Raw genomic sequence first — 12,772 nt, forward strand, 5'->3', positions numbered from 1 at the left:
GCTACCTGGCCGGCTTTCGCCGCCTGTGCCACCAGACTGCCAGCCGGCGCCGAAGCCGGCGGGCAATGGAAAGATCATGCGAGAGCACCAGGAGGCCGAGCGGCAGCATCCAGAAACCGAGGACCGGCAGGAAACCCAGCAATCCACAGAAAACGAGGGCCGTGCCGATTGCCATCCGCCCGATGCGTGAGCGCGGCATGCCGATGCTGAAAGAACCTAGCACAAGCCTGTGGTTTACGTGGTCGATACCGAAGCGCCCTGCCCGTCTTCTGCGCTTTTCGTTGCCCATTGTCTCTTGGCGATCATTCCTAATTGTCATTTCCCAGAGATGGGCACAGGCCGTCCAAATACAAGTTCATTTCATTTTTTTGAAAAAACCGCTTGGCAAATCGGGCAAGCATTTGTATTAGCCCACTCACACCGCGCCAAGCAGTGATCCCTGGTAGCTCAGCGGTAGAGCATTCGACTGTTAATCGACAGGTCGCCGGTTCGAATCCGGCCCGGGGAGCCAATTCTAGAAATAAGTGCCTGTTTGTTGAGCAATCCGAAGGCAGGCACTTACTTCCCTCGCTTTCCCTACCCACTTTTGCCAGCTGTTTTTCGTTGATCACGTCAAGCGAAGCGAATTGTTGCCTGATGGCGTGCGGATGAGGAACCGGCTATCAGCGGTTATCGCTGAGGCGGGCGAAAGCATCAACGAACTAATTTGGGGCCCGGATCAAGCGCGAACAGGGCATTCTCATTGGCGGCAGCTATCTGTCGGAGATGGATGGAGGTGCCTTCATCTGTCCCCTTTATTGCAAGAGCGAGAATCGGCAAAGCCGCCGGCCGCTGAGACCGGCGGCGCGCTTCCGTGGCATTGCCGACTAAAAATCGAAATACACGGTCACACCCGACCGATGACGATCGGGATAATAGTCGCGATAGCCGTAATAGTCGCGGCTGCCGTAATACCGCGGGCGATAGCACGAGCCGTAATACCGGCAGTCGCGGTAAGCGTACCGGTGTTTCTTCCAGTGACCATACGCATGTCCATTACCGTGGCGACGGTGTTTGACCTGCTCGACGTCGGCGGTGTGCATAGCTACCGCTTTCGACATGACAATCGGCGCGGCGTTTAGCGGAAGGGCGAAAGATGCAGACAAGACAATGGCTGCAAGCGAGGCAAAAAGCATCTTCATCGGCGCATCCTTTCAAGCTGCGATTCTGGGTTAATAAGCATTAACCTCCGATGAACGACGGCCGGCTCACAAAAAACACCAGCCGATGCGCCGCTGGTGTGGACACGCCCATCAAATTGGGCGTGCCGATTGACCGATCCGTTCCCCGATGATGCGAATTACCAGGTCTGGCGATTGTACCAATCATCAATGTCTCGCCGGGTGCGGTCTTTCTCGTAGCCGTAGCGCTCCTGGATCTTGCCTTCGAGCTGATCGCGCTTACCGTTGATGACGTCGAGATCGTCGTCCGTCAGCTTACCCCACTGCTCCTTGACCTTGCCTTTCACCTGCTTCCAATTACCTTCGACGCGGTTCCAATCCATGGCTTATTCCTCCTGTCGTTAGGAAAGAGGAACGGACACGAGCGATAAGGGTTCCGCGTTCACGAGCCGCCAACCAGTACGGAACCAACATTCTTCATTTGGGCAGCGAGTGACAAGATTCTGCCTCGATCGCTCGCGCGGCCGGAGGCTCCGATTGGGCGTTCAGCATGTCAAATCGAGCGCTTCGTCCTCCGCTCCCTGACATCGGATTCGAGCGGCGCCGTTTTTAATAGCTGCACGAACGGCCGTCGCCGGGTCGGAAGCCGTCGGCGCAGGCGGGGTTCATGGAATCGCCCGGCTGGTATCCCGATGCCGAGCCATATGAATTTGGCGGTGTCGAGCAAGCTGAGGCAATGACCGACAGGCCAATTGCTCCGGCTGCTAAAAATGCTCGAAATCTGCTCATGGATGCTTCTCCCATTCCGCTGCGCTCGATTAGCGAGACCGCTCCTTCGAGAACCACGGACGTGTTTCCCGGGTCATCTTTTCCGAAATCGCTCTGCGCCTGAAGATATAGGCGCGCCTTTCAACGGACGTCAGCCCCAGCCGCCAAAATTCGTGCCAGTCGGATAAATTTGGTGCAATACGCTGATATCGCTGGACGTTCCCCGATATTACAAGATACCACGACGCAAACGACGCCCCGGAAGCGATACTGATTTCCGGGGCAAATTGACGAAGCGACGCCAACGTTCAACGGCATGCATTTGCCGCATCGGGTTGTGTCGAGTTATTGCCGGAGGTGGGAGCCGGGTTGCCGGTGCCGCCGGCCTGCTGGCGCTGGCAGTCGTTCGGATCGCCACCGGATCCGTTCGCGCCGGTCGCACCGGCGCCGGTAGTCGTATTTACGCCGGCACCGCTGGAGTTGGCGTTGCCGGAACCGCTAGCATCCGAACCAGACATGGTGCCGCTGCCGGAACCTGAAGCTCCGCCGCTGCTGCCCGATCCCGAGCCGGCACCTGATTGCGCCATTGCCGACGTTGCCAGGCCAATCGTGATTGCTGCTACTGCCATCATTCTCAGAAGCATTGGATATCCTCCTCGCTGCTTCATTGCCGATAGGCAGCAAACAAAAGCCTCTGGAGATTGTTTCAGTTCGAAAGCGTACAGGAACGTCCCTGCGTTGCGCCGCCTCGGTTGATGACCGAACGGTCCGCGGAAAAGCCTTCATTCTTGACTTGGACGCCGATTGGAACATAATAGGAACATCGGCGAGGCGGTTGGTGAAAATCGGATTGAAAGCTCTGAAGGAGATCGAGGTCGTGCGTTTGCAGGCAGCCGAGAAATTGGCAGAAGAAACGTTGAGAGGAGAAGTAGACGCAGTTGTCGCTTTTCATCAAGGGGACAGCCGTGCCGCCATTACGACGCTGTTGCTAGATTGCCATCATTTGCGACTTCAGCTTGCTCTGAGAGATAAGGACGTGAGCCGCGGCATGTCATGTGAACGGACTACACGTTTTGAGAGGCCATGAGACATCGTCGCGGTATCGGCCTCGCGCCCCCTGACCGCCACGCCGTCGAAATCGAAAAGGCAACATTGGCGACGTTACCGGAGTGGTTCGTCATTTATGCCCGTTGCCACGCATGTCGCCGCCAGATGTTTATCGACCGGCGGGATATTGCTCGGCGCTGCGGCCAGGACCTGTCTCTCGCCAGTCTGGCCAAACGCCTTCAATGCCAAGGATGCGGCAACCGCTCCGGCAATCTGCTGCTCCTTCAAATGCTGCCGCGCGACTGACAGGAAATCGCCCACTTCAAACCGACCGCTCCCACCGGCCGGGAACAAATGCCGTGCTTAAAAGTTGTGTGGCATCAACCACGTAACGTCGCCTTTGACAGGAGGTCTCTCATGGGTCGCGGTATTCTACTTTGGCTGCTCGGCGTTCCACTGCCTATCATCATCCTTCTGGCTCTGTTTATGCGATAGGAACGGATCATGTCGGTTTCAATGACAGAGTCCGGAGAGGTTGCTGCTCCGGTCGAATCCTCCAAATCAGCCATGACATGGGGCCCCATTTTCGGTGGCGCAGCCGCCGCGATCGGAGTGACCCTCATCCTTCTGCTTCTGGGATCCGGGCTTGGGCTGACGATGGTGTCGCCCTGGTCAGGACAAAGCAGTTCGCTCGGCACACTCGGAATCACGGCGGCGATCTGGCTCGTCCTCGTGCAATGGCTCTCCTCCGCGCTCGGAGGCTATGTTACCGGCCGCCTGCGCACAAAATGGGCGGCCGTCCACACCGATGAGGTTTTCTTCCGCGACACCGCGCATGGTTTCATAAGCTGGGCTCTGGCGACGATCTTTGTCGCCGGATTCCTGGCATCGTCGCTGACAGCGCTCGCTGGCGCCGGTGCACAGGCTGTGGGATCGGCCGCGTCAGCGGTAGGCTCGACCGCCGCGGCCGCCGGTACGGCAGCAGCATCGTCGGCAACTTCGCCACTGGATCTTTCCACCGCTTATTTTACCGACGCCTTGCTGCGACCTGACCAGGCGCGTGCTGCAGCGACATCCAACGATGCCGCGGCAACATCGGAAGTCTCCCGCATCCTCCTCAATGGCGCTGCCGAAGGGCAAATTCCAGATGACGACAAGGCCTATCTTGCGACAATCGTCTCTGCGCGGACCGGTCTTTCCGAAGCCGATGCACGCACTCGGGTCGATACGGTGCTGAAGCGTATCGACGACGCCAAGGTCGCCACCCAGAAGGCTGCCGACGAGGCACGAAAAGCCGCCTCGACCACGGCATTGCTTGGATCCTTGTCGCTTCTGGTCGGCGCTTTCATAGCCGCTGCGGCCGCGGCTCTGGGAGGGTCGCAACGCGACGCAGAGGAAGATCTCGTCGTCACTTCCCGCCTTTAATTAAGCGGGGCGCTGGCTTTGCTGCGCCCCCCTTACTTGAAGACCTCGGCTCTGCAATGAGCCTAAGATAGAAGTAAGAATACGCGTCACGCTAACCCTGGAAGAGACCGCGTATTTGAGACCTGAAGTGCCACAAGCCCATCTCAAAAATCGCGGTACGCCTGGTAATGGAAACGGCTCCGATCTGCTCCATCTTCCCTGGTACGGGCTGTGGAGAGCCGTATGCGCTGGCGCTTTCGACTGATTTCCGACCTCGCCGTAGCATGGGCAGGGCATCGTGTGCTTCTTGCCGCGCTGATCGTATTCACAGCTATATGGATCGCGGTGGGTTTGAGCTTTTCCTTTCCCCGGCAGTGGTTCTTGCTGACCAACATGGTGGGGACACTCATTACATTTTTCATTTTGCTGCTGGTGCAGCACTCCCAAAATCGGGACATGAAGGCACTCCACACCAAGCTCGACGAACTGATCCGATCGAGTGAGGCGGGGAACCATTGGATTGCGGCGGAGAAGAAAGATGTCGGCGCCATTGAAGCCATGCGCCAGCAGCATCAAGACCAGATTTCGCAGAAGCGCACCTGAAGCAGTGCACCGTGTTTAGAGCGCCGTGCGCCCTTTCGGACGGGCCGATACGCTAGCCGGACGCCTCTGCGGCGGATTTCTCCTCGGCCTTTTCCTCGACGCTTTCAGCCTTTTCTGAAAGCGTCTTGCTCATTTCCCTGAGCTCGCCCTCGTCCAGCTTTTCGATGCCGACGAACTTGTTGGCGGCTTGGCTCGTCAGGATGAGCTCGTCAAGCTTGGCCTGCAGAGCCTTTCCGTCACGGTTCTGGCTGTTCTGCAACACAAACACCATCAGGAAGGTGATGATGGTGGTAGTCGTGTTTATCACAAGCTGCCACGTTTCGGAATAATCGAAATAAGGGCCTGATATCGCCCAGAGGAGGACGAGCATCAGAGCTGCGACAAAGGTGAACGGCCTTCCCGACAGCTCGGCGACGGCGGTTGCGAAAGAAGAGAAGAAATTGGATTTGTTCGACATTCGAGAAGGCTCCCGCAGCATCAATGCTGTCAATCGACAACATCAACTCCAGATCCGGGCGGAAGTTCCTCATGCCGTCGAGGTCGATCCGGACCGTCTGCTCAATGCATGAGATTGCAGGTCGGACGCGTCGAATTCAACCTGACGAATCAGCGTTTCCGCGATTTGGCAACGGCCTGCTTCTGGTGGCTGAGGACCAGTTCGATCTGGACATCTTGTTGAAACTCCATCACCCGCTGACCGACATCGCTCTCCGGCATTCCCGCGGCTAGAAGCTGATCGGCAAGCCTGCGGCACTCGGCCTTCCAGAATTCCATCGCGTCCGCGCCATGCCGGCGGCTGAGTTCCCGGGCACAGCGCTCGATATTGGCGGTTCCGGTTGCGGAGGGAAAGGCAATAACCTTGCCATCGTGGGAGGCGGCGGGGCGGCGGGTCGTTTCAGTGGCCATCGAACACAGGTTTCCTTTGATCCTATATGTTGTCTACGGGAGGATGGTTAATGCTTTCTATTCGTTCGCCTGTTTAAATGGCGAGACTCTGCGTCACTGCCGTCAGATCACCGCATCTTCGGCCTTGACGTCGCTACGCCGATGCGCCGACAGTCCCCATCATGATCGACACATTGAGGCAGCAGAGACCAACGATGACGATAACCGCTCCCCGCGATTTCCTGAAAAGCCTGTTCGACGCGGCGGTTCGCGCCGCCGATCCGCTGACCGGCATCAAATCGCACCTGCCGGAGAAACCGAAGGGAAGAACCATCGTGATTGGCGCCGGCAAGGGCGCGGCGCAGATGGCGCGGGCACTCGAAAGCGCATGGGAGGGACCGGTCGAGGGCCTGGTGGTCACCCGATACGGCTATGGCTGCGAAACGCGCTTCATCGAGATCATCGAGGCAGCCCACCCGGTGCCCGATGCTGCGGGGTTTGCTGCCGCGAGACGGTTGATGGAAACGGTGAACCGGCTGACGGAAGACGATCTGGTGATCGCGCTGATCTGCGGCGGCGGCTCGGCACTGCTGCCCGCCCCGCCGGAAGGGTTGACGCTCGAGGACGAAATTGCGCTCAACGAAATGCTGCTTGCTTCGGGCGCGCCGATCTCGACGATGAATGTGGTGCGCAAACATCTCTCCACCATCAAGGGCGGAAGGCTGGCGGCGGCGACGAAAGCGAGAGTCGTCAGCCTGATTGTTTCCGACATTCCAGGTGACAATCCGGCCCATGTCGCGTCCGGGCCGACGGTGCCTGACGGTTCAACACGGCACGAAGCGCTGGAGATTATCAGGCAATATGGATTGCAGCTGCCGCAGGCCGCGCTCGACCACCTGAACTCGCCGAAAGCCGATGCGCCGCGGCCGGACGACCCGGTATTCCTGCGGCACGAGCATCACATCATCGCCTCTGCCGGCGTTTCGCTGGCGGCGGCCGCCGCCGAGGCGACATCGCAAGGGATCACGCCGGCAATCCTTTCAGATGCCATCGAAGGCGAATCGCGTGACGTGGCGTTGGTGCATGCGGCCATCGCCCGCGAGGTCCTGGGGCGGAACAGGCCATTTTCAAAGCCGGTCGTCATCCTGTCCGGCGGCGAGACGACGGTGACGCTGAGAGCCAAGGGCGGCAAGGGCGGACGCAATGGCGAATTCACCCTTGCCATGGCGCTTGCGATCGACGGACAGGACGACATCGATGTGCTGGCTGCCGACACGGACGGGATCGACGGCTCGGAAGACAATGCCGGCGCCTTTGCCGATGGCGGCACGGTGAAACGTCTTCGCGCCGCCGGGCTCGATCCGCGCCGGCTGCTCGACGGCAATGATAGCTACTCAGCGTTCAAGGCGATCGGCGATCTCTTCGAGACCGGTCCGACCGGAACCAACGTCAACGATTTCCGAGCGATCCTCATCCGTTAGAGCCCATGAACGATTAACCGGCGATCAGGTCTTGATCCGCCCCTGCCCGACCAGCCAGCCGACTGATTCCTGCACCGCCTGTAGGGAGGTATATCTCGGTGCGTAGCCCAACAGGCGCCCGGCTTTGGCAGTCGAGCAATTCGGGCTGCGGGCGATATGCTCCCATGTCGCTTCCGCATCCTCGACCGTCTGGCCTTCGGCCCAGCGGTCGAAGGGCGAGAAGGTGAGCTTCGGCTCATGCCCGAACCATCGCGACATCGCCTCCGCATAGCCGCGAAGCGTCAACGCCTGTTCCGAAACCGCATGGAAACTCTCGCCGATCGATGCGTTCCAATGGGTGATCGCACCCATGAACATCGCTGCGACATCATCGGCATGGACATGATGGACGGTCTCCAGACCGAAATTGGGCAGCGCCAGAGCCTCTCCGCGGGCAAGGGTCGAAAAGACCTGCAGATTGAAATTGCCGGCCGGATTGAGCGGCGCCCATCCGGTGCCGACAATGTGGCCGGGATGGATGACGGTCGCCGGAAAGCCCCGGAGTCTTGCTTGCTGCAGCAGATAGGTCTCGATCGCCGCCTTTTGGATGCCATAGTCGCCGAACGGAGACTTCGGCGCTTCCTCCCGTGTCGGCACGGCTACCGGATATCCATGTGTCCAGATCGTGCCGGTATGCAGAAAATGGCCGACATGCCCTGACAGCGCCGTCACCAGCTGCTCGGCGCTTTCCAGCGTGAAGCAGATCATGTCGATGACGATATCGGCTTTCATTCCCCGCACGGCCGGACCGAAATCACCCTTCCGCTCCATCTCTACCCGATCCATCTGTCGCTGATCGACGGAGGCCCAGGCGCGGTTTGCCGTATAAGGCTTTGCCGCGCCGCGGCTGATGGTGACGACGTCGTGACCCGCCTCCACCAGACGGGGAATGAGATAGGTTCCGACGTGGCCCGTTGCCCCGATGACCAAAACGCGCATTGTCTTCCCTCCCGATGGCATGATGCGCTGCGACTATGCTGCGCCGTCGAGCGATCCTGCAAGCAGACTTTTCGCTGCGAATGGGGCAGGCCCGCTATTGGTTCCTGAAAACAAGGCAGGTGCCGCCATGCTTGCGGATCTGATCGCAGAGGTCGTTGGCCTCCATGCGTGTCTGCCGGGCGATACGGGCGGCATAACGCGGTCGAAAACCGAAGCTGCGATCGCGCTGGCGCAAGATCAACGGCTGCTCCGCATTCAATGGCGCCGGTAGATCCTGCACGGCATCGCGAAACATCCGCCGGGCCACCGCTATATCGGCATTCGCCGCCAGCTGAATGCCCCAGGGAGCCCAAGTGCCCTCCTGACGCCAAGGCGTGTCCTTCAATATTCGGCTTTCGGCAAGCGCCACGCAGCCGTCAAGGAAGGTCTTGTCCTTGTCGAGCGGGACGGCCGCATCCTCAGGCGGATTGTCCTTCCACTCCTCGACTGTGTGTGCGGTGATCGCCATCACGTAGCCGCGCGTCTCGTAGGGTAACCTCCCTGACGTAAGATAAGTCGCAACACCGTTTTCGCCGGCATTATAGGCGGCAGCGGCAAGGCCGAGATTGCCAAAACGGTTGCGCAGTTCGTCGAGATATTGCGCCGATTTCCTCAAGGCTTCCAGCGCCTGATAGCTGTCTTCGAGGCCGCGAAGTTTCGCCGTTCCAGGCATGAACTGCGCAATGCCCTGCGCTCCCTTGAAGCTGACCGCGTCGGGGCGAAAGGTGCTTTCGCGCCAGATGAGCCGAGCGAAATAAGCTGGCGGCAACCGATTGGCCTCAGCAAAATGCTCAATCGCAGTGCAGAGATCACGATTGAAACTCTCTTTGCGGATGCAGAGCCTCTCGCCCGATCCCGAGGCCGAGGGTCCCGAATAGAGACAGGCCGGCTCGGCAGCACTCTCTTCCGGCTGAGCTTTCGGCGTATCGATGACGGAAAATAGAAAACAGAGCGAAAGCAGGGCCTTCGCCGATCTCCTCAAAATGCCGGACTGACGCTTTCGCCCTATCATCGGATCTCAGCAGGTTAACTTCCATCGCGACGCTCATGTTAGATAACATCGATCAGGGCGCGAAGCTTCCCCATTTGGCAATGCTGGCATGAAAAAAGCCGCCGGGCAATCGCCGCGGCGGCTTCGGGAACGGATTTGAAAGCCGTTTTCAGGCTGATGGCTGCTTCGTCTTCCTGAGATAGGGCAGAACCGTATCGAAGGAGCCGAAACGCGCGATCGCGTCGTCGTTGGAAACGGCGGCGGTGATGATGACATCTTCGCCCTGATTCCAGTTTGCCGGCGTCGCCACCTGGTGCTTGGCCGTCAGTTGGATGGAGTCGATGGCGCGCAGGATCTCATTGAAATTGCGGCCCGTCGTCATCGGATAGGTCAGGATCAGCTTGATCTTCTTGTCCGGGCCGATGACGAAGACCGAGCGCACCGTCGCATTGTCGGCAGGCGTGCGGCCTTCGGAACTGTCGCCGGCGCCGGCCGGCAGCATGTCATAGAGCTTGGCGACCTTCAGATCCTTGTCGCCGATCAGGGGATAATCGACGTCGAAGCCGGTTGCGGTCTTGATGTCACCCTTCCACTTGGCGTGGCTTTCGACCGGATCGACGGAGATGCCGATGATCTTGACGCCGCGCTTGGAAAACTCGTCTGCGAGGCCGGCCATCGCGCCGAGCTCCGTCGTGCAGACAGGCGTGAAATTCTTCGGGTGCGAGAACAAGACGGCCCAGCCGCTGCCGATCCAATCATGGAAGCTGATCGGTCCCTGTGTGGTGTCGGCGGTAAAATCGGGGGCAATATCGTTGATACGTAAGCTCATGGTCGGCCCTCCAAAGCCTTGTGTCCAATCTTATTCATCTCAAATCGAGGCCATAGGATCTGTCCGCCGGAAGCGGCCGTGAGATTGCGACTCTTTGATCGCACCCGCCGAAGGCAACTTATTCCCAGCCCAGGATTTTAAGTAAGTCATATACCACGATAACCGAAGGCATGCTCTTTCGATTTCCGGTCTGCTGCGGCATTATTTTTCCGGCAGAGATGCGCGACGAAAGAGACGCGGGGCGAAACGATCGCCGCCGCCAAAGCACACGACCAGCGCTGACCGTACGGTGACGATCGACCTCGTCGCGAGCCCGAAACTGCGGCATTTGATTATTTTTTATGCAGACCATTTTATGCACATTTTTCAGGCGAACACCTTGCAAAAATTGCTGCAGCGCGTCATAATTATATGAATGACGCATCGCGATCTGACAATTCTGGTGATCGACGAAAATGCCATACGCGCCTCCATCATCGAGGAAGGACTGCGCGAGGCAGGGCATGCGCGCGTCACCGTCGTGCATGAGGTCAACGGCATCGCGCGAACGATCGAAACGCTGATGCCCGACGTGATCATCATCGATATCGAGAATCCCAACCGCGACATGATGGAACACCTGTTCCAGCTGACGCGCACGGTCAGCCGCCCAATCGCCATGTTCGTCGATCGCTCCGATACGGCCTCGATCGAGGCCGCCGTCGACGCCGGCGTCTCGGCCTATATCGTCGACGGATTGAAGAAGGAGCGGGTTAAGCCGATCCTCGACATGGCCGTCAGCCGCTTCAATGCCTTCAGCCGGCTGCGGCGCGAGCTCGCCGATGCCCGCTCGGCGCTTGAAGAACGCAAGCTCATCGAGCGCGCCAAGGGCATACTCATGAAGATGCGCGGCCTCTCCGAGGAAGAGGCCTTCGCCCTGCTGCGCCAGACGGCAATGAACGAAAAGAAGAAGATGTCGGAGATCGCCCAGAGCGTCGTCACTGCCGCGGGGCTTTTGATGTAATGGCCGATATTGCGAATTTCCGGAGGAAACCGGAGTGGATATGATGACGAAGACCGCCAATTCCGGCGGGCTGCCCTTGCCCGCACGCGTGAACAACGAAGGCCCCAAGGTGCTGCGAGCCGGATTCATTCCGTTGGTCGACGCATCGGTGCTGATTGCGGCGGCAGAATTCGGGTTTGCACGGAAAGAAGGACTGACCCTCGATCTCGTCAAGGACGTTTCCTGGGCGAATGTTCGCGACCGCCTGGCGTTTCGCCAGTTCGACATCGCCCATATGCTTTCGCCGATGCCGGTCGCCTCGATGATCGGCCTCGGCTCCAACCCGTCGCCGACGATCACGCCTTTTTCGTTGGGGCGCGGCGGCAACGCCATCACCCTATCGGCCCGGCTCTTCGAGAGGATGCGCGAGGACGCTCGGCTGCCGGAAACTGCAGGCGCGCTCGACAATGCCCGCGCCCTGGCAAAGACATTGGCGGCAATGAAGGCGCGCGAAGAGCCGCTGCCGACCTTTGGCGTTACCTATCCTTTCTCTTCCCACAATTACGAATTTCGTTACTGGCTGGCGGCGGGCGGCATCGATCCCGACAAGGACGTGAAGCTCGTCGTCGTGCCGCCGCCGATGACATCAGACGCGCTGGCGGCCGGTGCCATCGACGGGTTCTGTGTAGGCGCCCCGTGGAATATGGTTGCCTCGGAGCGTGGGCTCGGCCGCATCGTCGCCGCCAAGCAGGATATCTGGCCCTCGGCTCCTGAAAAGGTGATGGGCATGCGGCCGGATTGGGCCGAAAGCCATCCCGAGACCGTTTCCCGATTGATCGTGGCGCTCGACGCTGCAGCGCGCTGGTGCGACCGCCCGGACAATCACGACGCGTTGGCGGCCGCCCTTGCCGATCCCCGTTACATCGCCGCGCCGGTAAACATCATCCGCAGCGTTCTCGCCGGCGAATTCAACCTCGATGCCAGGAGCAACCGCCGCGTCATCCCCGATTATTTCCAATTCCATTCCGGTTTCGCCAACTATCCGAGGCCGAGCCATGCCCTCTGGATTTACAGCCAGATGATCCGCTGGGGACAGGCGCAGACCAGCCTCAACAAGGCACGGGCCGCCACCTCCGCCTATCGCCCGGATCTCTATCGCGCAGCTCTGGGCGACAACAACGCGCCCGTTGACGCCGATATCCGCGTCGAAGGCGGCGAAGAGAATGATCGCTTCATGGATGGTCGGATCTTCGATCCCGCAGAGCTGCCGGATTATGTCGCGGGCTTTGCCGTCAGGAGCACCCTGCCCTTCTTCTCCGGCAACGACGAAACCTGATGTCATGCCGGCTGCACAAAACGCCAGCACGGATCGGCACTCACCCTATCGCAACGCACAAAAGATTTGCACCTCTGCAGCTGCTCGAAAAACAGGCAATGCTAAAATCTCCCTCGAAAAGCTTTTATTTCAAAGACTTGAGCAACACGTACAAAATTGGCACGCGGTTTGCATTGTTTGTATTGCACAGATCAACGGCGATCGGGGCAAAATGGGCACACGCAGGCGCTCATCAAGACACGGGCTACGTTGCGACATGCAAAGCAAAC

18 protein-coding genes and 1 tRNA gene are annotated in these 12,772 nt (G+C 59.3%); 8 read left to right on the forward strand and 11 right to left on the reverse strand.

Annotated elements, in window-relative coordinates; genetic code table 11:
- Nucleotide 1: 1 nt before the first annotated feature.
- Nucleotides 2–319: a hypothetical protein gene (locus B5E41_RS24370; protein ID WP_088396404.1), complete on the reverse strand. Its 318-nt coding sequence runs from the start codon at nucleotides 317–319 to the stop codon at nucleotides 2–4.
- A gap of 117 nt (nucleotides 320–436) precedes the next feature.
- On the opposite strand from B5E41_RS24370, the gene B5E41_RS24375 reads away from it, so the two are divergent.
- Nucleotides 437–511 (forward strand) — tRNA-Asn (locus tag B5E41_RS24375).
- A gap of 355 nt (nucleotides 512–866) precedes the next feature.
- Here B5E41_RS24375 and B5E41_RS24380 read toward each other — a convergent pair.
- The 4 genes from B5E41_RS24380 to B5E41_RS24395 form a co-directional block, all read right to left on the reverse strand.
- The gene (locus tag B5E41_RS24380; protein WP_088396405.1) at nucleotides 867–1,181 is read right to left on the reverse strand and encodes a hypothetical protein; all 315 of its coding nucleotides are present in this window, start codon (nucleotides 1,179–1,181) and stop codon (nucleotides 867–869) included.
- A 158-nt stretch (nucleotides 1,182–1,339) separates the two neighbouring features.
- Nucleotides 1,340–1,543: a CsbD family protein gene (locus tag B5E41_RS24385; RefSeq protein WP_085859325.1), complete on the reverse strand. Its 204-nt coding sequence runs from the start codon at nucleotides 1,541–1,543 to the stop codon at nucleotides 1,340–1,342.
- 226 nt (nucleotides 1,544–1,769) lie between these two features.
- A complete protein-coding gene (locus B5E41_RS32415) occupies nucleotides 1,770–1,949 on the reverse strand; it encodes a hypothetical protein (RefSeq protein ID WP_082240285.1) in 180 nt (59 codons plus the stop codon).
- A gap of 287 nt (nucleotides 1,950–2,236) precedes the next feature.
- Nucleotides 2,237–2,572, reverse strand: coding sequence for an oxidoreductase (locus B5E41_RS24395; RefSeq protein WP_088396406.1), 336 nt, complete (start codon nucleotides 2,570–2,572; stop codon nucleotides 2,237–2,239).
- On the opposite strand from B5E41_RS24395, the gene B5E41_RS32420 reads away from it, so the two are divergent.
- The 4 genes from B5E41_RS32420 (at nucleotide 2,572) to B5E41_RS24415 (ending at nucleotide 4,982) form a co-directional block, all read left to right on the forward strand.
- Complete coding sequence (locus tag B5E41_RS32420) at nucleotides 2,572–3,015, forward strand: hypothetical protein (RefSeq protein WP_245303147.1); 444 nt, start codon at nucleotides 2,572–2,574, stop codon at nucleotides 3,013–3,015. The two genes, B5E41_RS24395 and B5E41_RS32420, sit on opposite strands and share 1 nt — an antisense overlap.
- On the forward strand, nucleotides 3,012–3,281 hold the full coding sequence (locus tag B5E41_RS24405) for a hypothetical protein (RefSeq protein ID WP_088396407.1): 270 nt from the start codon (nucleotides 3,012–3,014) through the stop codon (nucleotides 3,279–3,281). Before B5E41_RS32420 ends, B5E41_RS24405 begins: the two co-directional genes overlap by 4 nt.
- 198 nt (nucleotides 3,282–3,479) lie before the next feature.
- A complete protein-coding gene (locus tag B5E41_RS24410; RefSeq protein ID WP_011425090.1) occupies nucleotides 3,480–4,400 on the forward strand; it encodes a hypothetical protein in 921 nt (306 codons plus the stop codon).
- A gap of 222 nt (nucleotides 4,401–4,622) precedes the next feature.
- Nucleotides 4,623–4,982 carry a low affinity iron permease family protein gene (locus tag B5E41_RS24415; RefSeq protein ID WP_088396408.1) on the forward strand — a complete coding sequence of 120 codons (360 nt, stop codon included), beginning with the start codon at nucleotides 4,623–4,625 and terminating at the stop codon, nucleotides 4,980–4,982.
- A 52-nt stretch (nucleotides 4,983–5,034) separates the two neighbouring features.
- Here the strand turns inward: B5E41_RS24415 and B5E41_RS24420 are convergent, their stop codons facing one another.
- Both B5E41_RS24420 and B5E41_RS24425 read right to left on the reverse strand, forming a co-directional pair.
- Nucleotides 5,035–5,439, reverse strand: coding sequence for a low affinity iron permease family protein (locus B5E41_RS24420; protein WP_088396409.1), 405 nt, complete (start codon nucleotides 5,437–5,439; stop codon nucleotides 5,035–5,037).
- A 149-nt stretch (nucleotides 5,440–5,588) separates the two neighbouring features.
- Complete coding sequence (locus B5E41_RS24425) at nucleotides 5,589–5,888, reverse strand: DUF6074 family protein (protein ID WP_088396410.1); 300 nt, start codon at nucleotides 5,886–5,888, stop codon at nucleotides 5,589–5,591.
- Nucleotides 5,889–6,082: 194 nt separating this feature from the next.
- Between B5E41_RS24425 and B5E41_RS24430 the strand changes: the two genes are divergently transcribed.
- Nucleotides 6,083–7,348 (forward strand): glycerate kinase type-2 family protein, encoded by a 1,266-nt coding sequence (locus tag B5E41_RS24430; RefSeq protein ID WP_088396411.1) that lies wholly within the window; start codon nucleotides 6,083–6,085, stop codon nucleotides 7,346–7,348.
- Nucleotides 7,349–7,372: 24 nt separating this feature from the next.
- Here B5E41_RS24430 and B5E41_RS24435 read toward each other — a convergent pair whose 3' ends face one another.
- From B5E41_RS24435 to B5E41_RS32425, 4 genes are all read right to left on the reverse strand, one after another.
- Nucleotides 7,373–8,326 (reverse strand): NAD-dependent epimerase/dehydratase family protein, encoded by a 954-nt coding sequence (locus B5E41_RS24435; RefSeq protein WP_088396412.1) that lies wholly within the window; start codon nucleotides 8,324–8,326, stop codon nucleotides 7,373–7,375.
- 94 nt (nucleotides 8,327–8,420) lie between these two features.
- Entirely contained in the window at nucleotides 8,421–9,377 is a 957-nt protein-coding gene (locus tag B5E41_RS24440; protein ID WP_088396413.1) for a lytic transglycosylase domain-containing protein, read from the reverse strand.
- Between the two features lie 148 nt (nucleotides 9,378–9,525).
- Entirely contained in the window at nucleotides 9,526–10,185 is a 660-nt protein-coding gene (locus tag B5E41_RS24445; RefSeq protein ID WP_064810172.1) for a peroxiredoxin, read from the reverse strand.
- A 118-nt stretch (nucleotides 10,186–10,303) separates the two neighbouring features.
- Complete coding sequence (locus tag B5E41_RS32425) at nucleotides 10,304–10,609, reverse strand: hypothetical protein (protein ID WP_245303148.1); 306 nt, start codon at nucleotides 10,607–10,609, stop codon at nucleotides 10,304–10,306.
- On the opposite strand from B5E41_RS32425, the gene B5E41_RS24455 reads away from it, so the two are divergent.
- Nucleotides 10,601–11,188, forward strand: a complete 588-nt coding sequence (locus tag B5E41_RS24455) for an ANTAR domain-containing response regulator (protein ID WP_011425077.1) — start codon at nucleotides 10,601–10,603, stop codon at nucleotides 11,186–11,188. The two genes, B5E41_RS32425 and B5E41_RS24455, sit on opposite strands and share 9 nt — an antisense overlap.
- Before the next feature lie 34 nt (nucleotides 11,189–11,222).
- Nucleotides 11,223–12,503 (forward strand): CmpA/NrtA family ABC transporter substrate-binding protein, encoded by a 1,281-nt coding sequence (locus B5E41_RS24460; protein ID WP_176439478.1) that lies wholly within the window; start codon nucleotides 11,223–11,225, stop codon nucleotides 12,501–12,503.
- Nucleotides 12,504–12,772: the final 269 nt, after the last annotated feature.

The organism is Rhizobium esperanzae (assembly GCF_002204185.1).
Classification (GTDB): domain Bacteria; phylum Pseudomonadota; class Alphaproteobacteria; order Rhizobiales; family Rhizobiaceae; genus Rhizobium; species Rhizobium esperanzae.

What these genes read in the sequence shown, in the direction of transcription:
- B5E41_RS32415 (WP_082240285.1), bottom strand. Translation starts at nt 1,949, where the DNA reads ATGAGCAGATTTCGAGCATTTTTAGCAGCCGGAGCAATTGGCCTGTCG.
- B5E41_RS24410 (WP_011425090.1), top strand. Translation starts at nt 3,480, where the DNA reads ATGTCGGTTTCAATGACAGAGTCCGGAGAGGTTGCTGCTCCGGTCGAA.
- B5E41_RS24455 (WP_011425077.1), top strand. Translation starts at nt 10,601, where the DNA reads ATGACGCATCGCGATCTGACAATTCTGGTGATCGACGAAAATGCCATA.
- B5E41_RS24445 (WP_064810172.1), bottom strand. Translation starts at nt 10,185, where the DNA reads ATGAGCTTACGTATCAACGATATTGCCCCCGATTTTACCGCCGACACC.
- B5E41_RS24395 (WP_088396406.1), bottom strand. Translation starts at nt 2,572, where the DNA reads ATGCTTCTGAGAATGATGGCAGTAGCAGCAATCACGATTGGCCTGGCA.
- B5E41_RS24435 (WP_088396412.1), bottom strand. Translation starts at nt 8,326, where the DNA reads ATGCGCGTTTTGGTCATCGGGGCAACGGGCCACGTCGGAACCTATCTC.
- B5E41_RS24380 (WP_088396405.1), bottom strand. Translation starts at nt 1,181, where the DNA reads ATGAAGATGCTTTTTGCCTCGCTTGCAGCCATTGTCTTGTCTGCATCT.
- B5E41_RS24405 (WP_088396407.1), top strand. Translation starts at nt 3,012, where the DNA reads ATGAGACATCGTCGCGGTATCGGCCTCGCGCCCCCTGACCGCCACGCC.
- B5E41_RS24385 (WP_085859325.1), bottom strand. Translation starts at nt 1,543, where the DNA reads ATGGATTGGAACCGCGTCGAAGGTAATTGGAAGCAGGTGAAAGGCAAG.
- B5E41_RS24430 (WP_088396411.1), top strand. Translation starts at nt 6,083, where the DNA reads ATGACGATAACCGCTCCCCGCGATTTCCTGAAAAGCCTGTTCGACGCG.
- B5E41_RS24440 (WP_088396413.1), bottom strand. Translation starts at nt 9,377, where the DNA reads ATGATAGGGCGAAAGCGTCAGTCCGGCATTTTGAGGAGATCGGCGAAG.
- B5E41_RS24370 (WP_088396404.1), bottom strand. Translation starts at nt 319, where the DNA reads ATGACAATTAGGAATGATCGCCAAGAGACAATGGGCAACGAAAAGCGC.
- B5E41_RS24415 (WP_088396408.1), top strand. Translation starts at nt 4,623, where the DNA reads ATGCGCTGGCGCTTTCGACTGATTTCCGACCTCGCCGTAGCATGGGCA.
- B5E41_RS32425 (WP_245303148.1), bottom strand. Translation starts at nt 10,609, where the DNA reads ATGCGTCATTCATATAATTATGACGCGCTGCAGCAATTTTTGCAAGGT.
- B5E41_RS24420 (WP_088396409.1), bottom strand. Translation starts at nt 5,439, where the DNA reads ATGTCGAACAAATCCAATTTCTTCTCTTCTTTCGCAACCGCCGTCGCC.
- B5E41_RS24425 (WP_088396410.1), bottom strand. Translation starts at nt 5,888, where the DNA reads ATGGCCACTGAAACGACCCGCCGCCCCGCCGCCTCCCACGATGGCAAG.